This window comes from uncultured Campylobacter sp. (assembly GCF_938017615.1).
Classification (GTDB): Bacteria; Campylobacterota; Campylobacteria; order Campylobacterales; family Campylobacteraceae; genus Campylobacter_B.
In genome coordinates this window covers 1-21,059 of record NZ_CALIJA010000043.1, presented here as the reverse complement: position 1 = coordinate 21,059, position 21,059 = coordinate 1, and the positions used below count along the sequence as shown (strand labels likewise).

Genomic DNA, 21,059 nt, shown 5'->3' with positions numbered 1-21,059 from the left:
TAGATATAGAAAATAATTTTGAACCAGAATATATTAATGTAAGAGGAAAAGGTGACTTAATTAAAGAATTGAAAAAAGAAGCATTATCTTCTGATGAAGTATATCTTGCAACAGACCCTGATAGAGAAGGAGAAGCTATAGCATGGCATTTATCTAAAATACTTCGGAATTGATGAAAATAAGGAATGTAGAGTTACTTTTAATGAAATAACAAAAGAAACAGTAAAAAAATCTATGGAAAAACCAAGGAAAATTAATTTAAATACTGTTGATGCACAACAAGCAAGAAGAGTTTTAGATAGAATAGTTGGATATAAGATAAGTCCAATACTTTGGAAAAAGGTTAAAAGTGGACTTTCTGCAGGAAGAGTACAAACAGTTGCTTTAAGACTTATAGTTGAGAAAGAAAGAGAAATAAGAAGTTTTGTTCCTGAAGAATATTGGACACTTGAAGTAATACTTGAAAAAGATAAACAAAAAGTAACAGCACAATTTTTTGGTAAAGATGGGAAAAAAGTTAAGATTTCTAATGAAAAACAATTAAATGAAATATTAGAAAAATTAAATAAAGAATATATTGTTAAAGATGTTATAAGATCTGAAAGAAAGAAAAATCCAACACCAGTATTCACAACAAGTACATTACAACAAGCAGCAGCAAGAAGTTTAAACTATAATATTAAAAAAACAATGCAAATAGCTCAAGGATTATATGAAGGTGTTAAAATACCAGGAAAGGGTAATACCGGACTTATAACATATATGAGAACAGACTCAACTAGAATTTCAGAAGAAGCAAGAAAGATTATAAAAAAAGAGATTATAACAAAATTTGGTGAAGAATATTATGAAGAAAGATATTTTAAAACATCAAAAAATGCACAAGATGGACATGAAGGGATAAGACCATCATATCCAGATATAACACCAGAAAGTATAAAAGAATATTTAACTAAAGAACAATATGCACTATATTCAATGATATATAAAAGAACACTTGCAAGCCAGATGAAGCCAGCAGTATATGATACAATAACTGTAAAGTTTGATAATAATAATTATGAATTTAGAACAAATGGTTCAAAAATTAAATTTTTAGGAGCCATAAATTTAGAACTAGCTTTAAAATTTCATAGCGATAGAATTTTAAGTCAAATTTCGCGATAAAATTTCATCCCAAATTCCGCCGCAAAATTTCGCGGCGAAGCCAGAAGTAAAACATAAAATTTCGCAGCAGAAATCCCGCCGTAAAATTTCGCTTTGTATTTAAATCATAAAATTTCGTTCGTGAGATTTAGGCTATCGGCGCGAATGTAGCCTATGCGGCTACATTTTTTCTTTCGCGTTTAGGCCCATCAGAGCAAACGCCGTGCGGATACTAAGCGCTACGAGCGCGAACAGCTTGAGCTTCGCATCCTCGTTCTCGCTGCCTACGACGCGGTTTTCGTTGTAGTATTTGTGAAAGTCCGCCGCGAGCGCCTTTAGGAAATCGGGCAGCTTCTGTAAGCCGCGCGAATTAAAGGCGTCGTTTAAAATTTCATTCAAGCTAAGCGCCGCAAAAGCTAGGCCCAGTCCCGCTTCATCCAGCGTGCCGAAGTCCGCGCCTAGGACATCCGCCTCGCTCTTGCCCGCTTTGGTAAAAATTTGATTGACCCGCGCGTGGGCGTAGTTGATGTAGAAGATCGGATTGCTGCTGTCCTCGCGCGCGAGCTCGTCCACGTCGAACTCAAGCGGCGTCTCGCCCTTTTTGCTGATAAAGATAAATCGCATCGCGTCTCTACCGATCGCGGCGAGCACGTCGCTCATCAAGACCGCGTTGCCCGCGCGCTTGCTCATCTTGTAGGTCTGCCCGTCTTTGAGTAAATTTACCATCTGCATTAGGATGATCTCGAGCCTGCTTTCGTCGTAGCCCAGAAAATGCACGGCGGCCTTTAAGCGCGCGATGTAGCCGTGATGATCGGCACCCCAGATGTTGATGCAGCGCTCATATCCGCGCTCAAATTTGTTGTTGTGATAGACGATGTCGCCCGCAAGATAGGTAGGACGCGCATCCTCGCGGATGACGACGCGATCCTTTTCGTCGCCGAGCTGCGATGAACGGATCCAAATTTTACCCTCCTGCTCATACATCTTGCCGCTGCGCTCAAGCTTCTTAATCGTAGGCTCAAGCTCGCCGTAGAGGCTCTTTTCGCTAGCCCAGTTTTGGATGTGAATGCCCGCATCTGCGAGATCTTTTTGGATGATCTTTAACACTTCGTCCTTAGCAAACTCTGCAAGGATCAAAACGCGCGATTCGTCGCGGAAAATTTCATCGCCGAATTGGGCGCGCGCAAGTGGGATGATCTCGTCGATATACTCGCCACGGTAGTATTTCTCGGGATAGCTCACGTCCTCGCCCGCAAGCTCGCGCGCACGAAGCGCGATCGAAGTACCCAAAAGCTCGATCTGATTGCCCGCGTCGTTGATGTAGTACTCGGTATCGACGCGGTGCCCCAGATAGCCTCCGATACGCGCGAACGTATCGCCGTAAACGGCGCCGCGCACGTGCCCGATATGAAGCGGGCCTGTAGGATTGGCGCTGATGTATTCGAGCAGAATTTTTTGCGGCATAGCGGCGGAATTCCGCGCCTCATCGCAATTTGATGCTACGACGGAATTTGACGCCTCTTCGGAATTCTGCAAAATAAAATTTTGCCTAGTGGTGGAATTCTGTGATTTAGCAACGTCATTACCGCTCGCAGCCAGATTCGCAGCGGAGTCTTTGCAAGCAGGCTCACTCGCGCAAAGCTTTTCCGAAGCCGGTAAAATTCCGTCTCCGAGTTTCGCGTCGTTTTTCGCAAAATCACCGCCCAATCTAAGAGCATTTTCAGCAAGAGCACCCAACACAGCGGGCTTTAGATGAAAATTTAGATAGCCGTTTACCGCCGTGGCGCTTAGAATTTCGCTATCTTTAAATTTAGCCGCAAGCTCCTCGGCGATGAGCTTAGGCGCCTTTCGCAGCTCCTTAGCCAGCGCGAAAGCCTCGGGCGAGGCGTAATGAGCCAAGCTTTTATCTTTGGGTCTTTCTAAAACGACTTCGCGAGATAAAATTTTAAAAATTTCGTTTAAGACTAAATTTTTCAAATCCTTTACGCCTTTTTAGTATCGCTGATTTCGGCGTCTTTAACCTCTTGCTCCATCTTTTTCTCGACCTTTTGCGGTTCGTCGTCCTCTTCCATCTCTTTTTTGAAAGTCTTTATGCCCTTGCCCACGCCCTTTGCGAGCTCAGGGATCTTTTTAGCTCCGAAAAGTAACACGATGATCGCTAAGATAATTAGCAGTTGTTGAACGCTTACGCCCATTTTTTCTCCTTTAAATTTTCCAAATTTCGATTAGCTTGCCTATGTCGCGGCTTGCCGTTTCTAGTTTGATAGTTTTGTAGATTGATCTTAAATTTTCATACGCCGCTTCCAGGCGGTCGTTTATTATGAAATAATCATACTCGCCTAGGCGCTCCATCTCCTCTTGCGCATTTTGTAGGCGCAAAGCAATATCGGCGGGATCATTATCACCGCGAGCGCGTAACCTATCTCTAAGCTCCGACAAGCTCGGCGTAGTAATAAACACACTAGTAAGTTCGCTTTTAGGCACTTTGCTACGCACGATCTCATATCCTTGCACATCGATGTCAAAAATCACGATCTTACCCCGCTCAAGCTCGCTCGTAGCAGCTTTTAGCGAAGTACCGTAAAATTTGCCGTGCACGTTCGCCCACTCTAAAAACTCTCCGCGATCGATGCCTGCGCGAAACTCGCTCTCGTTTATGAAATGGTAATTCACGCCGTCCGCTTCGCCCGCACGCATTTCGCGCGTCGTAGAGGAGATCGAAAAGTATATCTGCTCGCCAAATTCTGCGATAAGACGCTTTATGAGCGTGCTTTTGCCGCTACCGCTTGGACCGGAAACGAGCAAAATTTTGCCTTTCACTATCTATCTCCAAACGATATGTCTATATTGATCTTAAAGTCCTTCAGTGCATCTTTAGCGTCCTTGCTGCCTGCAAATTTCTCGATCGTGTTTGCGATGCCCGCTTCCAGATCATCACGTAACTTGGTTTTCAGCTCCTCGGCGCTCGGTTTTTTGCTATGCTCGTTACGCAGCGGCTCGCTTTTGGCGCTAGGCTCTAACTCGCTTGCCATAAGGCTGGCAAACTCCGCCGCAGCCGAAGCGGCAAGCTCATTCGGCATAGCTTGCGCGCCAAATTTCATCTCATTTGCCTGCTCGGACGCGCCGAATTTATACGCTTTAAATTCTGTGCGCTCCGAAGGCTTTGAAGCATTAAATTTTATCTGCTGCGCGGCGCTCTTTGCGGGCTTACCGGATTTAAATTGCTCGCTATCTGCGGAGTTTGCGGCAAACGAGTTTGCAAAATCGCCCTCCATAGCGCGCAAAAATCCGTCCGCAAACCCGCCGGCAACGCTATTGGCTTGCTCGCTTTGCTTCGGTAAATCTGAGGCATCTAATATGTGCGGCAAGTTTAGCTCCGAAAAATTTGGCGCAGGAGTGGAATTTGTAGTCCCGGTATTGCTAGAATTTGCAGAAGCTGCGAAATTTGCGCCAATTGAATTCCATGCTTCATTATGAGCAGACATAGGCGTATTCTGTGCAAGTCCGCCGGTCAATTCCATACTTTGAAACGGAACGGCGTTATAAAGATTTTCACGAGGTATATCGCCCGCGCCCGCTAGCGCAATCGGCGTATCTGAAGCGACCTCGTATTGAGACGAAATTTGCGTTTTTTGAAAATCCGTAGCCGCTTTATTTTTATCATGCGCAGATCTTTTATCCTCTTTTTCATCGGAAGCAAACGCAGCCGCAGCGAAATTATCATATCCGCCAAACTCCTCCACGGGCATGCCAGCACTATCGAAAAGCCTAGAAAAATCCATATCAAATCCACTGTTAACAGACGCGCCAGCCGCATCTTGCACTACTTGCGAGGCAGATTTTCTTTCCTCTGTTTTATAGGCAAATGAGCCATCTGTCTCGTGTTGTTTAAGCGTAACGTCCACAGAGTCTTTCGCTTCCTCTAGATTAGGCGCAGCGTCTGCCCTTTTTTCAACGATAGTTTTATTAGAGCTGCCAGCTCTTTGCGGCTCATCTTGCTGCGCAAGTGGTAAAGTTTCGCTTGCCTGTGTGGCAGGAATTTCATCTTCTGTCTGCGATTTATCCGTTTTGGAATTCTTAGGATTTTCATCATCTAGCGCCGCTAGAGCTATCGGAGCGTCATCCTTTGCGAGCGGGATTTCGCCCTGGAGTGTGTGATTATTTTCGGCGGATTCGCTTGTGCCGATACTATTTAGCGGCACATCCTCAGGTATATCGCTAGCAGCTAAGTTTAGAGGCATATCATCTGCGATATTATCCGCAATCTTTTCTGCGACGGCGTTAAGCGGCGTATCATCGGCGATGGTGTCCGCAATAGCCGCTTCATCTGCAAGCTGCGAGAGCGGAATATCATCTGCGATCTCGTCCGTGCGCGGCATATCGCCTACCAACTGCGAAAGCGGCACATCATCTGCAATCTCGGGCGCTATGTCGCTTGCCAGCTGCGAAAGCGGTATATCCTTGCCGGAGTCATAAAAGCTATCCACAAGCTCTTCAAAATTACTGCCCGAAGCGGAATTTGCCTGGTCAATCGCATCGATCTCTTTCATCACAGAGCTTGCATCGGCAAATTCTTTCGCCATTTTTTCTTTCGCCTGCACGCTCATATTTTGAACCGAAAACTCGCTGATAAACGTAATGAGCTCAAGCGGCGAAAAAGGCTTTGTAAGGGTGTATCGCGCTCCTGGCGCCGAGACATTTTTAGGCGTCAGAAACAGCGTCTTATTAAGATCAAATTTTGAAATATCATCGCCATCTTCATAATTTTTTATCGTCAAATCATATTCACTCTCGTCTGCACTATATGCTACCAGGTCCGCACCGATGCGCTCGCAGCAAATATTTACGACACTTGCAACCTGCTCATTGTGATTGTCAAGTAGAATTTTCATTTATGACCTTTTAGAAAGAATTTGGGCTATTGTAAGATATTTTTGGTTATTAATTGCTTATATTTGCGCTAAATTTCGGTTATTTAGGCGATAAACTTTGCAGCATTTTTGCGCTAAATTCTCATCGTGAGTCACGAGCACGAGTGCGCCACGGCTGGATTTTACGTAATCAAAGATCACGTCCATGACCTCGTTTGCGGTATCCTTGTCTAAATTTCCAGTAGGCTCGTCGGCAAAGATTATGCGCGGCTTTTTGCAAAGTATGCGAGCGATGCTCACGCGCTGCTGCTGTCCGCCGCTAAGCTCGCCCACGCCTTGCTTTAAAGTATGTTCGATCTGAAGCTTTTTTAAAATTTCATCATCTATCGCATTATTCGTAAGTTTGGCGGCAAGTTCAATATTTTCGCCAGAGGAGAAGCCCTTAAAAAGGTAGTGGGATTGAAATATTATGCCAAAGTCGTTACGGCGAATTTTAAGTCTCTCATCGGAGCTTAGCTCGTAAATACTGCGCCCGCCGTAGATCACTTCGCCCGAGTTCGGCTTTAAAAGCGTGCATAGAATATGAAGCAGAGTCGATTTGCCGCAGCCGCTAACGCCCAAAATGGCGATACTCTCGCCCTCTTGGGCGCTTAAGCTTACATTTTCAAAGAGCGTATAATCATACGCGTGAGTAAGATTTACGCCCTTTAGAAGTTCCATATTTAGCCGATTTGAGCCGCTACTTCGGCTGCGAAGTCTTCGCTCTTTTTCTCTAGACCCTCGCCCACTTCGAAGCGGACGTATTTTACGATCTCGATCTTGCCACCTAGTTTTTTAGCTTCTTCATCAATCACCTGCTCGACGGTTTTCTTATCGTCCATTACATAAAATTGCCCTAGCAGCGTGAGGCGCTGATCGATTTGAGTATTGTCGGCGATGAAGCGATCGATCTGGCCCGGTAAAATTTTATCCCAAATTTTTTCAGGCTTATTTTGCTTGCGAAGCTCATCTTTTAAAACTTCGATCTCTTTGGCTAAAATTTCATCGCTTAGATGCGCGCGCGAGCCAAACTGCGGGATCTTATGAAGCGGTTTGCCCAAGCGCACAAACTCCTCATTTTCCTTCTCAAACTCGCCTTTAAGAGCTAAAAATTCTTTTTCGATAAAATCGGGATCAAGCTCTTTATAGCTGATGACCTGCGGTTTCATAGCAGCTGCGTGCATGCAGAGGTTTTTTATAAATTCCTTCGCACCCTCCGCGGTCTGCTCGCTATCGCAAGCTGCGGCGATGATGACGCCTACGCGGCCATTTGAGTGCAGGTAGCCGTTTAGCACGCCGTTTGCGCCCACTTTAATCGTCTCAAATCTTCTAACGACCAAATTTTCGCCGATCGTAGCGATCTGGCTTTTTAGATGCTCATCAAATTTAACGCCGTTAATGACGCTGGAATTTAGCTCCTCGACACTGCTAATTCCTTTAGTTTGAATGTGCAAGGTGGTATTTTTTACTAAATTTATAAAATTTTGATTTTTAGCTACGAAGTCGGTTTCGGAATTTATCTCGCTTATGGTTGCGATCTTGTGATCCGCGCTCACTTCGACGCTCACTAGACCCTCGCTAGCTAGGCGGTCGGCTTTTTTGGCAGCCTTTCCGAGACCCTTTTCGCGAAGTAGATCGACGGCTTTGTCCATATCGCCGTCTGTTTCAACTAAAGCCTTCTTGCAGTCCATCATCCCCGCTCCGGTGCTTTCGCGGAGCTCTTTTACCATTTGCGCGCTGATTTCCATTACTCTTCGTCCTCGCTTACGTCAAAATCCTCTTCGCTCATCGCCTCGGCTACGACTTCCTCTTTCTCCTCGTCGCTGACGGCTTTGCTCTGCTCGACATCCTCGCTTGCGTCTTGATCGCGAAGTGCCTTGCCTTCGTTGATCGCCTCAGCCATCTCTTGGCAGAAAAGCTGAACCGAGCGGATCGCATCGTCGTTGCCAGGTATCGGGAAATCGACTACGTCCGGATCGCAGTTTGTATCCAAAGGCGCGATAACCGGCATTTTTAGGCGGTTAGCTTCCGCTACGGCGATCTTTTCTTTTACAACGTCGATGACGAAGATCATATCAGGCAAGCCCTTCATATTGCGAATGCCGCCTAGATAAAGCTCAAGCTTCTCTTTTTTGCGGCGAAGCATTAGCGCCTCTTTTTTGGTTAGTAAATTTATCGAGCCATCCTCTTCCATGGTCTCGATTACTTCGAGCTTGCGGATCGATTGCTTGATAGTGGAAAAATTCGTCAGCATGCCGCCTAGCCATCTGTGGCTCACATAAGGCATGCCGCACTTCTCGGCGTACTCTTTTAGCGTCGCGCCGGCTTGTTTTTTGGTGCCTACGAAAAGTATCGTCTTGCCCTCGGCAGCCGCGTCGCGCACGATATTATAAGTGTAGCGAAAGTAGCGGATAGTTTTTTGTAGATCTATGATGTAGATACCTTTTCTCTCGCCGAAAATGAATTTTTTCATCTTCGGATTCCATCTGCGTGTTTGGTGTCCAAAATGAACGCCGCACTCTAGCAAATCTCTCATTGTTACCATGAGTTTTCTCCTTGTGGGTTGCCCCGAAATTTAGTTTATTCCTCCGCATCCGCCCGTAAATTTGCTCTAAATTTACAACTAAATCAAGGATTGATGCGTGTGAAATGAAATAAGAATTATATTTAAAATTTTATTAAAACAAGCTTGATTGTTATGCGATTTTACATAACTTATATAGTGTTTTGTTTTTATTCTGACGCATGCAAATTTGCTTAAGATTTCACGACAAATACCCCTTCTATCTAAACAAATTTACAATTAAAATGCATGAATTTTAGATTAAATTTTATTCATCACAAACCCGCAGAAGCGCCCCGTAGCGCCGTCTCTACGGTATGAGAAATGCCGCTCGCTCTCAAAAGTACAGCGCGGATCAAATTTAACGTTTCGCACCCCCACAGCTGCGAGCTCGTCGCGAAGTGCGGCGTTTAGATTGAAATGCCCCTGCATTTTGTAGCGCTCAAACTCGCCCAGATCAAGCCCGCCGAGTTCGTAGTTTCGCGCCTTGATATTCGCGCCCACGAATACCTTCAGCTCCTCAGCGACGCAGCCGAAGCGCTCGCTCATCAAATTTATCGCATTGGTGCAGATCCGCCCCATTACGCCCGCGCGCCCCGCATGCACCGCAGCGACCACGCCGCGCCGCTCGTCCGCGATCAGCACGGGCGAACAGTCCGCTACCAGCACGCACAGCGCCACGCCACGCAGATCGGTCACGAGCCCATCGCAAGGCGGGATTTCATCGATAGCTGCGCGTAAAATTTCAACTTTGTTTGAGTGGATCTGGCGCATAAATTTTAAATTTTGCGGCGCGATGCCGAGCGCAGCGGCTAAAATTTCGCGGTTTTGCGCGACGTTTTGCGGATCGTCGCCTACGTGATCTCCTAAATTTAGACTTGCGTAGGCTCCGCCGCTTACGCCGCCAAGCCGCGTGCTAAAGCCCGCCAATACGCCGCGTCCGTCCAATACAAACTCAAGATTTTCTCTGCAAATTTCGATTTTAGCCATCACGCGCCGCTTAATACAGACTCAAAATTTTATCTACCGCGTCCCATGAAAGCCCCTCTTTTTCGCCCTCGGCGCTATTATCGCGCGCCGTATCCGTACCGCGGACGGGCTGTCCGCCGGCAAAACGTAGCTGGGCAGCGACGTATCGCGCGAGCAGATCAGTTTCGATATTTACACGGCGCCCGATTCTGTAGGATCCAAAGAGTGTATCTTTGAGCGTCAGCGGGATGATCGTAAGGCGAATGGCGCAGCTTTGTGCTTCACTTTTTAAATTTGCGCCCAAAAAGTTCAGATTGCGAACGGAATTTGAGCCGTTAGAATTTAGCCCATGCGAGCCTGAGCCGTTAAAATTTGCGTCGCGCAGCTCTTTATGAGTAAAATTTCCGCCGTCAAGACCTTGGCTGTTAAAATTTCGCCCGTGCATGTCGCCGCCCTCAAGCACTTCGTTTATCGTTAAACTCACGCCGTCGATCGCTACCGAGCCTTTCGGCGCTAGCAGTGGCGCTATGTGCAGCGGCGCACGGATAAAAAAATCGACGCCGCTTGCAAGCTTTGAAATTTTATAAATTTCGCCCACGGCATCGACGTGTCCTTGGATCAAATGCCCGTCTATGCGATCTCCAATCCGCATCGCTGGCTCGATATGCACAGAGCCGCGCAGGTTTTGCATGGCGATGACGCGCGCCGTTTCGCTCGAAAGCTGTATCGCAAATCCGTCTGCAAAAAGCCGCGTCACGCTCAGGCACGCGCCGTTTACCGCGACGCTATCGCCGAGCGCGGGGCGGTATCTCGCGCGCAGTCGCAGCAAATCGCCGCTAAAGCTCGCAACCTGCGCGATCTCCCTGATCAGTCCGTTAAACATTATGAGCCTTTGAAATTTTTACGTGATATTAGCGTAGAATTTTAAAATTTAAGGTTAAGCGAAGCTCGGCGAGCGCGAAGCCCGCCGAATGAAGTTTGAAATTATTTTTTAGAGACGATGAAATCGGCTAGCGCTTCGATCGATTCGTCGTTGAGCGAAGCTGCTTGACCCTTCATAACGCCCATCATGCCAAATTTTCCCTTGCCGTCGCCCAAGGTGCCGTCTTTGTAACCTTTTAGGCTAGCGATGATATCTTCCTTGCTTAGGGTGTTTAGCGCAGGTACTTTGCCGCCAAGATAAGGCTTCTCGGCGTTAGCTCCATGACAGGCCACGCATTTTTTATACAATGTAGCGCCGTCTACGGCAAACGCTGCCGAACTAAACGCCGCCAACGCAGCGCATGCGATTAAAACTTTTCTCATTTTTCATCCTTTACGATTAAGTTGTAGCGCGCATTATAGTTGAAATTCTTAAATTTACGTTTAAAAATTTGGGTTAATTTCTCGCGAGCGTGAACGCAAAAAACATTTTCCGCAAGCCGCGCGCGACGGAATTTAAAGGGCATTGATCAAATTTAAAGCAGGATCGGCAAGCGCAGCTTAAAACATTACGCGAGCTGCGAGGCGCTGCGTTTTAGACGACAAGATTCGCGGCGGTGGAATTTTATTTGATCCGCGAAATTTCGCCGCCTCGCATCTTATAAATTTTATCTGCGGCGCCGAAGTATTTATCATCGTGCGAGATCGCAAAGATCGTGTATCCGCGCGATTTCAGCTCGGGCAAAATTCGCTCGTAAAACTCCGCGCGAAACTGCGGATCGAGATCGGCCGCAAACTCATCGAGCATCAAAAATTTTCGCCCGTCCATCAGCACGCTTACGAGCGCTAGGCGCTTGCGCTGCCCGCTAGATAGGCTCGTGGTGCTAAATTTAGCCCCCTTTAGCTCAACCTTATCCTGCAGGTGCGTAAGCGCTAGCCACTCGCGCGCTATGTCCGCATCGCCCGTAGCATAGTCGAAGAGATAAAAATCACTGAAAACCGCGCTTATGTTGTTGCTGTAGGCGCGCAGATCAGAGGGTTTAAGGGCCGCGCCGTCGGCTAAAATTTCGCCCGCTTGCGGCGTATAAAGACCCGCTAAGATCATAAAAAGCGTCGATTTTCCGCTGCCGTTTTCGCCGATCAAAAACACCGTCTCGCCCGCATTTAGCTGCAAGTTTACCCCTTTTATGCCGAATTTCCCGCCCGGATATGAAAAGCCCACGTCTTTAAGCTCCAATCTGCGCCACGGCTGCATTTGCGCAAGCTCGAAGCCCTGCACGAACGGGTCTAAATTTAACTCTTTGATCTTTGCGTAGGCGATCTTTGCGCGCAGCACGCTAGGAAGCGAGAATATGAGCATCATCAAAGGCGCGCGCAAAAAAAGCACCGTAAGCGCGATCGTTACGGCGTTTGCAAGCTCCGCTTTGCCACCGCTGAGCCCGAAATAAAGTACGAATCCCACCGCGCCTAGCATCATCACGTTCATAAAATTACTCGCAAACGCGCCGTAAACCTCGGCTCGCAGCGAGCTTTGGCGTAAATTTTGCGCGTTGGGCAAAAAGTCGTTTTCGTATAGGCTCTTTGCTTTGGCTAGGCTTAGCGACAGCTCCTTGTGCCCCTCGATCGCCGCGGCGTAGTTTTTATACAAAACGTCCTCGTTTTGGCGGTACAGATCGTAATTTTGCATGACCTTTTTCATCAAAAAACGGTTAAAAATCATCAGCGCACCGATCCAGACGAATAAAAACGCAAACATCATAGGCGCGATGTATAGCACGTAGATACCGCAAAATAGCACGATCATCGCGCCTTGGATGAGCTCGGAGATGCGCATAAAGCCCTCGGTCAGGCGCGAAATATCGCTAGAAAGGGACGCAAGCAGGTTCGCCTTCGACGCAGCCTCGATGCGCTCGAACTTCGTATCGATGATCTGCTTGATGATCTTGGTGCGCAGATCGAATACGAAGTCGTTTTCCATCTTGCAAAGCATGATGCGACTTAGCACCGAAAGCAGCAGAAATAGCGCCAAGAGCAGCAGAAATAGCGCGATGATCCTGCCGCCTCTTTCGGCGCCGTCAAGTAGATATTTATTGATAAAGCTTAAAATCAAGATCCCAGAGCCGCTGTAGATCGCATTTAGCGCGAGCATCGCGAGGATTTGTTTGGTATATTTTTTCATCATTTTGCCCCAACGAAATTTGAGCGCAATTGTGGCAAAATTCGCTTGAAAAAACGGTTAAATTTTAAATCCGTTCTCATTTCTCTAGCGGAATTTTATCGGGGTTGCGCAAAATTCCACCGCAAATTTGCGCGGGATTGCGCAGTAAACATACGCGAAATTTCATCGCGAATTTATATAAATTTCATTTCGATCACACACTGCTTAACTAGCATGCGAGCTGTCGTTTATATAACGCGCTCCATACAAAGCGGCGCGTAAAAGCAAAATTTACCGCAAGCGCGTTAAATTTTACTTTCTCGCGCCAAGCCGCAGCTTATTTTAGTCCAAAATTTTGTTTGATGTAGATGTGTAAAATATCGATTGCGGCGGGCGTTACGCCGCTGATCTCGCTCGCGGCAAAAAGCGTCGGCGGCGCAAAGCGATTTAGCTTCTGCACGATCTCGTTGCTAAGCCCTCCGATCTTGCTAAAATCGATCTGCGGCGGGATCGCGACGCCAAGCAGCCCCTTCATTCTCTCGACCTCGGCGCGCTGCATCGCGATGTAAAAATGATACTTGCACTGCGTTAAAATTTCATCCAAAACCTCATCGCTAAAGCCCTCAAAATGCGGCGCCAGAGCAAGCAGGCCCGCCTTTGAAAAGCCGCTTTTGGCTACAATTTTTTGCAAGCTACAACTTTGCGAAATGGGCTCTGCGCCGATGCTTTGCAGCAGGCCAAGCGTCTGTTTCGAAGGGGTAATCTGCGTTTTTAGCAAAAATTCCATTCCGCTTTCCACATCGAGCTTAAGCTTACGCGCCCTCTCGTAGCTCGCCTCGTCTAAAAGCCCGATCTCGCGGCCGTATTCGCTTAGGCGCAGCACGGCGTTGCCCTCGCGCAGCAGCAGGCGAAATTCCGCGCGCGAAGTAAACATTCGGTAGGGCTCGTTCGTGCCCTTAGTAACCAGATCGTCGATCAAAACGCCGATATACGCCTCATCCCTACGCAAAATCAGAGGCTGCCGCCCGTGCAAATCAAGCACAGCGTTGATGCCCGCCATCAGCCCCTGCGCCGCAGCCTCCTCGTAGCCAGTGGTGCCGTTGATTTGACCTGCCAAAAACAGCCCGCGGATCTTTTTGGTCTCGAGACTGTGTTTAAGCTCGGTAGGATCGATAAAATCGTACTCGATCGCATAGCCCGGGCGGACGATTTTTGCATTTTCAAAGCCTCTGATCGTGCGCAAAAACGCGACCTGCACGTCGTAAGGAAGGCTCGTAGAAAGCCCATTTACGTAATACTCCGTAGCCTCGCGCGTCTGCGGCTCGACGAAGACGTGGTGGCGGTCGCGATTTGGAAATTCATAAATTTTAGTCTCGATGCTCGGGCAGTAGCGCGGGCCGGTGCTTGAAATCTGCCCCGTAAACATCGGCGCGCGGGCAAAATTTTCGCGGATGATCTCATGCGTGCGCTCGTTCGTATAAGCGATGAAGCAAGCAAGCTGCTTCGGCGCAAAATTTTTGCTGCGAAAGCTAAAAGGGCGCGGATCTGCATCGCCCTCTTGACGCTCAAGCACGCTAAAATCGATCGTCTTAGCATCGATCCTCGGGCAGGTGCCGGTCTTTAGCCGCCCCATTTGCAGTCCCAGACTTCGCAGCGATTCGGCTAGCTCGATGCTCGCTAGCTCGCCCACGCGCCCCGCTTGCAGCTTGTTCTCGCCCACGTGAATTAGCCCGTTTAAAAAGGTGCCGGCGGTGATTATCAGATGCTCGGTCTCATAAACGTTGCCAAGATGGCTCTTTACGCCGCAAATGCGCGGGACACCATCCTGCTCGCAGGTTAAAATTTCGCTCGCGATCTCTTGACTTACGTCCAGCCCCTGCGTGTTTAGCAGCAAATTTCGCATATAGATGCGGTATTCATCCATATCGATCTGAGCGCGTGAGCCTCGCACGGCTGGACCTTTGCTCTCGTTTAAAATTCTAAACTGCAGCCCGCACGCATCCGCCGCAAGCCCCATCTGACCGCCCAGCGCGTCGATCTCCTTTACCAGATGTCCCTTCGCAAGGCCGCCTATTGCGGGGTTACAGCTCGCAGCGCCGATCTGCTCGGCCAAGATCGTAATTAGCAGCGTCTTTGCGCCCATTTTTGCGGCGGCTAAGCTCGCCTCTATGCCCGCATGCCCGCCGCCCACAACGATAACGTCGTATTTCATTTTTTGCCTTTAAATTTAAAGCCGCAATTTTAGCCAAAATAAAATTTCAAAACGATAAATCGCACGCAGATACCACAGACGAGCCGTCCGAAAAATCGCGGCGCAAAATCGGCGTGGGGGGCGTGAAATTCCGCGTAAAATTTTTAGCACAAAATTCCTGCGCCAAATTTCGCGTGCGAGCTTTGCTTTAAATTTAGCGTTGTATAATTACGCATTTTTTTCAAAAAGGCTAAGTATTGATAGACAAATTTTATATTTCCGAGCTGAAAGATCGCGTGATAGGCGGCTGCGAGATTGCAAAGCAGCAGGCGTTAGAGCTGGCACAATGCGAGGATTTAGGCGCGCTTTTTGCGGCGGCGGATGAGATCAGGCGCGAGTTTTGCGGCGACAAATTTAATCTTTGCACGATCATAAACGTAAAATCGGGGCGCTGTAGCGAGGACTGCAAATACTGCGCGCAGTCGGCGCATTTTAACACGGGCTGCGAGATTTACGGGATTTTGGGCGAGCAGCAGGTGCTAAGCGCCGCGCTTGCGAACGAAGCCGAGCAGACGCACCGCTTCTCGCTCGTTGCCAGCGGGCGCGGAATTTCTCAAAAAAGCTCCGATCTAGGGACATACTGCGCGATCTATGAGCGGCTGCGAAGTAAGACGCGGCTGCATCTGTGCGCCTCGCTAGGGATCGCCTCAAAGCCCGCGCTGGCGCTGCTTAAAGCAAGCGGCGTGCAGACCTATCATCACAATCTCGAGACTTCGCGCAAATTTTATCCGCAGATCTGCACGACGCACAGCTACGACGACCGCATCCAAACTATCGAGAATTGTCGCGCCGTGGGGCTTGACGTATGTAGCGGCGGGATTTTCGGGCTGGGCGAGGGCATGGAGGATCGCATCGATATGGCGCTACAACTGCGAGAGCTGGGTGTTAGCTCCGTGCCGATCAATATCCTAACCCCGATCAAAGGCACTCCGCTGCAAAACGCCGCGCCGCTGGCGCACGATGAAATTTTAAAATCGATCGCGATCTACCGCTTCATCTTGCCGCGCGCGTATCTGCGCTTTGCAGGCGGCAGGCGAAATTTGGGCGAGCACGTGCGCACGGCGCTTGGATGCGGCATCAACTCGGCGCTTACGGGCAATTTCCTAACCACCACCGGCGATAGCATCGCAAGCGATAAGGCGCTTGTGGCGCAGTGCGGGTTCGACCTCGCAAAGGGCGCAGACTAGCGACGGTCGGGAATTAAAGATAAAATTTAAGAGGCGGCTATGAAGCTAAAATTTTTCCCTTCCCTTATTTTGGTCGTCTTGCTTGGCGGTTGCTCGCTGCTCTCGCAGGGCGACGAGGAGGCTTCATTCTTGGCGGACGCGAGCGGATGCGACGTCGCAAGCTCGCTAAATAAGGAGCAGTCAAACCGCTGCGCGAAGCAGCAAAAAATCGACGCCGAAGTCGCGCGAGCGGCGCAAAAGCAAGCGGTATCGCAAGACGCGCTTAATTCATTTAGGGCGAATAGCGCGCAAGCTCAGCAAAGAGCGCAGCAGCAGTACATCGCCACGCAGCAAAGCCTAATGCAGCAGCAAGCACAGCAGCAGCTGGAGCAGATGCAGCAGCGACAAAATATGCGAAATTTACAAAACGAGCAGAACTGGAACAGGCTGCGTAATCTTGAAAATATAAGTAGCGGTAGGATTTAGCCGTGAATTTTACAATTTGATCTAAATTCTAATTCGCGCGACTTTAATTCTAGAGCAATTAGCCTCGGTAAAAATATGATGAATTTTTAATCAAAATACTCCAAAATCAAATGAGGTCTTAAATTTCAAGGGCAGGCAACCGAATTCTAGAAAATTTTAATTGATTTTAAGCAACGAAATGGTGACCCACAGGAGATTTGAACTCCTGTTACCGGCGTGAGAGGCCAGCGTCCTAACCACTAGACGAGTGGGCCGCGAAATTAAAAATGAGATGATAGCGAAGTGTATATAAATTTTGGATTAAATTATATATTTTCGGCAAAAATAACGCAAAATAAAATTTTCGCCGAAAACTTAAAGCTTTTTGGCATAGCCGTAAATCTTGGTGCTCTAGAGAGTCCGATATGCCACCCATTCTAGATGGCACATAAATAAGTTCCGTCGTTGCAGCCATAAGCCAAATCGATATCATAAAAGCTTGCTTCGCCTTGCTATCAGCATCAAAAACGCTAATAATTTTATCGCGCTGATTTAAAGCAGGTGATAAGAAGCCATTTAGCATACCTTTTATTTGGCTTCTAGGCTTTTTAGATACTCATATACTCTTTTATCCTCGTTTTTCCTTGCCCAATCCGATGGAGTTACGCTTTGGTTATGAGAACATCTAGCTTTTGGATCGGCGCCTCTTTCTACTAGATATTTTACGATTTCTAGACTATGAGAACTTGCCGCATAATTTACCATGGAGCAGCCATCCCTATCCTTTGCTTTAAAATTTCCGCCGTATTTTTCTAAAAGCTTTACGAGCCTAAAACTCTTCTCATCGTCGTGTTGGCTTCCAAATACGCTCATCATCATTGCGCTATCAGTCAGTCTTTTTGCGCACTCTAGCATCGCGCGAAGCGAATTTTCGCTACCTAACATTACCGCCATTTCGATGGGAGTGGTATTTTCATGACCTTTAAAATTCGGATCGCCGCCCATTTCGCAGTATTTTTTAGCATCTTCGGCGTTGTCTGAATATGCCGTTTTGTGAAGCAACGTTTGTATCTCATCTATACTCAAACTCTCTTCAATCTTAGGCGTAACGAAAAAGTTTTTGTCGTAAATCTCCTTTAATGAATTTGTGCCGTAGTATTTACCCGGCTCGTCTTTAAAAATCAAATTTATGCCGTTAAAATCTGTAAGTTCTATAGAGTCGTTTGTTTTTAAATTTATTATCTTGTTAAAGTTAAAAACTAAATCATCCTTTTTAATCCCGCTATCAAAGATGAAAAAGTGACTAAACTCGTAAGGAAATTCGTTTTTGTATTCAGGGTTTGACGCAGGATTTATCCTAGAATCGCCAATTCCTATCTTATCATGCCCCCACCTTTTGCCGAATATAAATATATTTGTACCCCAGCTTTTTGAAATTTTATCATCGTTCTCGCCCATTACGAAGATATCGTTTCCCCATGGGTCTTCCACATCGCTTCTGCCGCCAGTCAAAATATAGACGTTGTTATTTCCGGGGCAAACTATAGAGTGCCTCGTATCGCTTTCGGCTATAATGATTTCGTCTGCGTTTTGGTTGCAGCGAGAATTTATATCCCAATATATGGTTTTGCTAAAATTTAAACTCACGTCTTCTAATACGGTGGTATCAAATCCTTGCGTCACTAAAATCTTTTTAGGAAAATATCCTTTCGCTTGCCCGTCTTTGATAAATTTTTCCAAGCTTTGAAAGTCGGTTATATTGCCTCCAAAACAGCCGCCGACCACCAAAAACAATATAATGATAAATCTCATACTCGCTCCTCTTTTCGAGATAAAATTTTAAAAATTATACAAAATTTGTAAGCAAAATTTACTAAAAACAGCTCAAATTTAAAAATCAAAAATAAGCGTTTTTATGCTTATATTAATGGCACTTGGATAGTTATAAATTTTAAGCTGCTCCGCTGCTTTTAAATTTAAAAAGTTAAATCCATTTTAAACAGAATTTGCATAAAATCCCATTTCAAAAATGTATTGCGCGAGTGGCGGCGGCAAATTCAAGCATCATAACGGCGATACCAGATTAAAGTCTCCATAGCGGCGATGGACATAAAACATCGCGGCGGTGCTAGGCTAATCGTCGCGGCGCGCCGGACATAGCCCTCGCAGTACGCCAAGCATGAAGCGTTCGTAACGGAGCTAAATTTAAAGCCCGCGAGGCGATAATCAAAGCAGCGCCAGCCGCTCATCTGCGCAGTGCAAGCAGCGAACCGCACATTAAAATTTAAAGGTATAAAATGAATGAAGATTTTCAAAGAGCGAAGCTGCAAGGCACGCTCGGCGCGCTCTGCCTACTGGTCGCGAGCATAGCGTATTCTAAAAAGGCGAAATCGCGTACTTGGATTCTCAAATCTTAGTGTAGATTTTTGCTTTCACATTCCTTTATCACGCGCTTAAAAACATCCAAAATATCACGGGCCCGCAGGTTTTTATAATCTTCAAATACGCTTACAGCATTGCGCTTGCGGCGCTGTTATATTTTTCAGCCATTTATATACTCAGAAGATGCGATTGCAGTAGGCTGCAAGTATACGTGCCGTATTTGATGTTTGCGATTACGGTCGCTTGGATAATTATAAATTTTAAGTTGCGCGCCGCCACCGGATGCAAACTTTTTACCGTATACGCCGCGCTGCTAATCGTTGATGTCGCCGCAGATATCATCTACGGCATGATGTTTAAAATACCGGCCCCCGCCGCTATAACGATGGGCGTCATAAATTGCATGGAACTGCTAAATTTAATCTTAAATCCATTGGCGTCCGTAGTGCTGCTTCTTGCGTGGCTTAATATAAAAAACCCCGCCGAAGCAAAGGGCCTATGGAGCCAGACGCAGAGATAAAATTTGCCCGCGTTTATACCGCGCAGAGTTTAAATTTAGACCGCGCCGGGGCGTTTGCAAAGATAAAATTTCACGCTGCTCGCGCTGTTTCGTCAAAGACACGACCTCCAAAACCTGCCCGCTTGATTATCTATGCAGCACAAACTACAAGCCGCATCGGCGCGATCCTCGACAAGATCGGGCAAAGATGAAATCAGTCAGATGCCGCTTTATGCGATTATAAGGCCCCTTCGCCGCACTCGTAGCCGAAAATTTTAATCCCCGTATCGCTCTGCTCGTAGCGCAGCGCGGGGATTTTTTGCAGTAGATCTTTTAGCTTCGCTAGATCGTTTTTCCGCCCGCCATCGAAGGCTCGCGGCACCCACACCCACGCGATCTCGTCGTATGCAAACGAGCCTACCGTAAAGCTAGCCCGCTTTGAGCCCGCCTCCCATTTGGAGGAGTTTTTGATCGCGTAGAAGTTCGGATAGAGGATTTTTTTGATGATGAAGCATTTGCAAAATTTAAAATCCGCGAAAAACTCCGCCCACGTCGCATCCTCGGTAAAATAGCCTTTCGCGCGCAGGCGCTTTTTCTCTTTGCGCAGCCTGATCGGCTCATAAAACCTCTGCCAAGCCCTCGCGCAGGCATCCATAAACGCGAGCATGCGGGCGAAGTAAATTTTAAAAAGCGCCTTAAAAAGCTCCATCTACTTCTCGATCTGCGATTTTAGCGATTTATCGATTGCGATCTCGTTTGAGTTTATGTCGATCGTTTGAAGCGCCTTGTCCTGGAAGATAAATCCGACCTCCTTCGCGCCGAAGCTCTTGGCGATCGCCTCCAGCGTGTCGGTCGCGGATTTGTGGATCTTGCCGCCAAGATCGTTGATGATTTTTAGCGAGAGCTGCTTGACCTCGTCCTTGGCGTCGTCGATGAGGAGGTTTTTATCACTCTCGTCAAAGCTCGCGCCGAATAGCCCGTTTAGCGAATCGGGCAGCAAAAATGGCAGCAGCTTGGCGTTTTTCTCGTCGTAAATTTTCATATCTTTGATCGAGTATTTGTATTTGCACGGCGGCATCTTGATCTCGTAGCGATCCTCTCCCTGCGGCAGTATCGCAAAGTCGGGACTTAGCAGGTCGTAAACGAATTCGATCTCAAACTCGAAGATGATGGCGATCTGCTTTTTCGTCATCAGCGGCGAGACGAGCGAGCCCAGCAGCCCGCTGCCTACGTTTTGCTTGCGCGTGACGATCTCTTTGGAGTAAATTTTAAAAACGCTCAGCTCGCCGATACTTTTAAGCCGCGTGATGTCGGTGGCGATCTGCGGCTTGCCAGCCTGCTCGCCGCTTTTGCGCATCTTAAAAAACATAAAAACCAAGATGCAAAATATCACTAAATTTAGAAGAAAAGCAAAATTTTCCAAATTTCATCCTTTAAAATTTTATCGGTATTTTAGCAAAATACAGCGCCGATTTGTAGTGCAATTGAAATTTTACGATTTTTGCGACAAGAAATTTTAAAAATCAAAGCGTGCGGCACGATTATAAAATTTAACGCGAGCGTAGCTCGCCCCTTATAAAGCGTCGTCGGGGGATAGGTGGGGTTTTGGGGCGGGAAGGGGAGCGCCTC

The 21,059-nt window shown here is 47.3% G+C and carries 21 protein-coding genes and 1 tRNA gene; 6 read left to right on the top strand and 16 right to left on the bottom strand.

Features of this window, described 5'->3' with window-relative positions; all coding sequences use genetic code 11:
* Positions 1 to 5 precede the first annotated feature (5 nt).
* Together Q0620_RS10810 and Q0620_RS01875 are read left to right on the top strand one after the other, a co-directional pair.
* Positions 6 to 173 carry a toprim domain-containing protein gene (locus tag Q0620_RS10810; protein WP_366125017.1) on the top strand — a complete coding sequence of 56 codons (168 nt, stop codon included), beginning with the start codon at positions 6 to 8 and terminating at the stop codon, positions 171 to 173.
* 61 nt (positions 174 to 234) lie between these two features.
* Positions 235 to 1,167, top strand: a complete 933-nt coding sequence (locus Q0620_RS01875) for a DNA topoisomerase (RefSeq protein WP_298782983.1) — start codon at positions 235 to 237, stop codon at positions 1,165 to 1,167.
* Between the two features lie 159 nt (positions 1,168 to 1,326).
* Here Q0620_RS01875 and argS read toward each other — a convergent pair whose 3' ends face one another.
* The 12 genes from argS to mnmG form a co-directional block, all read right to left on the bottom strand.
* Positions 1,327 to 3,123 (bottom strand): arginine--tRNA ligase, encoded by a 1,797-nt coding sequence (gene argS, locus Q0620_RS01870; RefSeq protein WP_298782982.1) that lies wholly within the window; start codon positions 3,121 to 3,123, stop codon positions 1,327 to 1,329.
* Between the two features lie 5 nt (positions 3,124 to 3,128).
* Entirely contained in the window at positions 3,129 to 3,341 is a 213-nt protein-coding gene (locus Q0620_RS01865; protein ID WP_295151567.1) for a twin-arginine translocase TatA/TatE family subunit, read from the bottom strand.
* A 10-nt stretch (positions 3,342 to 3,351) separates the two neighbouring features.
* Positions 3,352 to 3,966 (bottom strand): guanylate kinase, encoded by a 615-nt coding sequence (gene gmk / locus Q0620_RS01860; protein ID WP_298782981.1) that lies wholly within the window; start codon positions 3,964 to 3,966, stop codon positions 3,352 to 3,354.
* A complete protein-coding gene (locus tag Q0620_RS01855) occupies positions 3,966 to 6,038 on the bottom strand; it encodes a hypothetical protein (protein ID WP_298782980.1) in 2,073 nt (690 codons plus the stop codon). The genes gmk and Q0620_RS01855 overlap by 1 nt, the downstream gene beginning before the upstream one ends.
* 57 nt (positions 6,039 to 6,095) lie before the next feature.
* The gene (locus Q0620_RS01850; RefSeq protein ID WP_298782979.1) at positions 6,096 to 6,737 is read right to left on the bottom strand and encodes an ABC transporter ATP-binding protein; all 642 of its coding nucleotides are present in this window, start codon (positions 6,735 to 6,737) and stop codon (positions 6,096 to 6,098) included.
* A 2-nt stretch (positions 6,738 to 6,739) separates the two neighbouring features.
* Positions 6,740 to 7,804 (bottom strand): translation elongation factor Ts, encoded by a 1,065-nt coding sequence (gene tsf / locus Q0620_RS01845; RefSeq protein WP_298782978.1) that lies wholly within the window; start codon positions 7,802 to 7,804, stop codon positions 6,740 to 6,742.
* Positions 7,804 to 8,601, bottom strand: a complete 798-nt coding sequence (rpsB, locus tag Q0620_RS01840; RefSeq protein WP_297944605.1) for a 30S ribosomal protein S2 — start codon at positions 8,599 to 8,601, stop codon at positions 7,804 to 7,806. The genes tsf and rpsB overlap by 1 nt, the downstream gene beginning before the upstream one ends.
* A 279-nt stretch (positions 8,602 to 8,880) precedes the next feature.
* Complete coding sequence (locus Q0620_RS01835; RefSeq protein ID WP_298782977.1) at positions 8,881 to 9,609, bottom strand: polyphenol oxidase family protein; 729 nt, start codon at positions 9,607 to 9,609, stop codon at positions 8,881 to 8,883.
* A 10-nt stretch (positions 9,610 to 9,619) separates the two neighbouring features.
* Entirely contained in the window at positions 9,620 to 10,471 is an 852-nt protein-coding gene (locus tag Q0620_RS01830; RefSeq protein WP_298782976.1) for a riboflavin synthase, read from the bottom strand.
* 101 nt (positions 10,472 to 10,572) lie between these two features.
* Positions 10,573 to 10,893, bottom strand: a complete 321-nt coding sequence (locus tag Q0620_RS01825; RefSeq protein ID WP_298782975.1) for a c-type cytochrome — start codon at positions 10,891 to 10,893, stop codon at positions 10,573 to 10,575.
* Positions 10,894 to 11,134: 241 nt separating this feature from the next.
* The gene (locus Q0620_RS01820) at positions 11,135 to 12,688 is read right to left on the bottom strand and encodes an ATP-binding cassette domain-containing protein (protein ID WP_298782974.1); all 1,554 of its coding nucleotides are present in this window, start codon (positions 12,686 to 12,688) and stop codon (positions 11,135 to 11,137) included.
* Between the two features lie 316 nt (positions 12,689 to 13,004).
* Positions 13,005 to 14,879: a tRNA uridine-5-carboxymethylaminomethyl(34) synthesis enzyme MnmG gene (mnmG, locus tag Q0620_RS01815; protein ID WP_298782973.1), complete on the bottom strand. Its 1,875-nt coding sequence runs from the start codon at positions 14,877 to 14,879 to the stop codon at positions 13,005 to 13,007.
* Positions 14,880 to 15,115: 236 nt separating this feature from the next.
* On the opposite strand from mnmG, the gene bioB reads away from it, so the two are divergent.
* Positions 15,116 to 16,105, top strand: a complete 990-nt coding sequence (gene bioB / locus Q0620_RS01810; protein WP_298782972.1) for a biotin synthase BioB — start codon at positions 15,116 to 15,118, stop codon at positions 16,103 to 16,105.
* 39 nt (positions 16,106 to 16,144) lie between these two features.
* A complete protein-coding gene (locus tag Q0620_RS01805; protein WP_298782971.1) occupies positions 16,145 to 16,570 on the top strand; it encodes a hypothetical protein in 426 nt (141 codons plus the stop codon).
* A 179-nt stretch (positions 16,571 to 16,749) separates the two neighbouring features.
* Here the strand turns inward: Q0620_RS01805 and Q0620_RS01800 are convergent.
* Both Q0620_RS01800 and Q0620_RS01795 read right to left on the bottom strand, forming a co-directional pair.
* Positions 16,750 to 16,824: transfer RNA gene (locus Q0620_RS01800), tRNA-Glu, on the bottom strand.
* 313 nt (positions 16,825 to 17,137) lie between these two features.
* Positions 17,138 to 18,361 (bottom strand): ankyrin repeat domain-containing protein, encoded by a 1,224-nt coding sequence (locus tag Q0620_RS01795; RefSeq protein ID WP_298782970.1) that lies wholly within the window; start codon positions 18,359 to 18,361, stop codon positions 17,138 to 17,140.
* 793 nt (positions 18,362 to 19,154) lie between these two features.
* On the opposite strand from Q0620_RS01795, the gene Q0620_RS01790 reads away from it, so the two are divergent.
* The gene (locus Q0620_RS01790) at positions 19,155 to 19,451 is read left to right on the top strand and encodes a hypothetical protein (protein WP_298782969.1); all 297 of its coding nucleotides are present in this window, start codon (positions 19,155 to 19,157) and stop codon (positions 19,449 to 19,451) included.
* A complete protein-coding gene (locus Q0620_RS01785) occupies positions 19,430 to 19,642 on the top strand; it encodes a hypothetical protein (RefSeq protein ID WP_298782968.1) in 213 nt (70 codons plus the stop codon). The genes Q0620_RS01790 and Q0620_RS01785 overlap by 22 nt, the downstream gene beginning before the upstream one ends.
* A gap of 26 nt (positions 19,643 to 19,668) precedes the next feature.
* On the opposite strand, the gene Q0620_RS01780 is transcribed toward Q0620_RS01785, so the two are convergent.
* Both Q0620_RS01780 and Q0620_RS01775 read right to left on the bottom strand, forming a co-directional pair.
* Entirely contained in the window at positions 19,669 to 20,139 is a 471-nt protein-coding gene (locus Q0620_RS01780) for a hypothetical protein (RefSeq protein WP_298782967.1), read from the bottom strand.
* On the bottom strand, positions 20,140 to 20,853 hold the full coding sequence (locus Q0620_RS01775) for a DUF4230 domain-containing protein (protein WP_298782966.1): 714 nt from the start codon (positions 20,851 to 20,853) through the stop codon (positions 20,140 to 20,142). It abuts the gene before it with no gap.
* Positions 20,854 to 21,059: the final 206 nt, after the last annotated feature.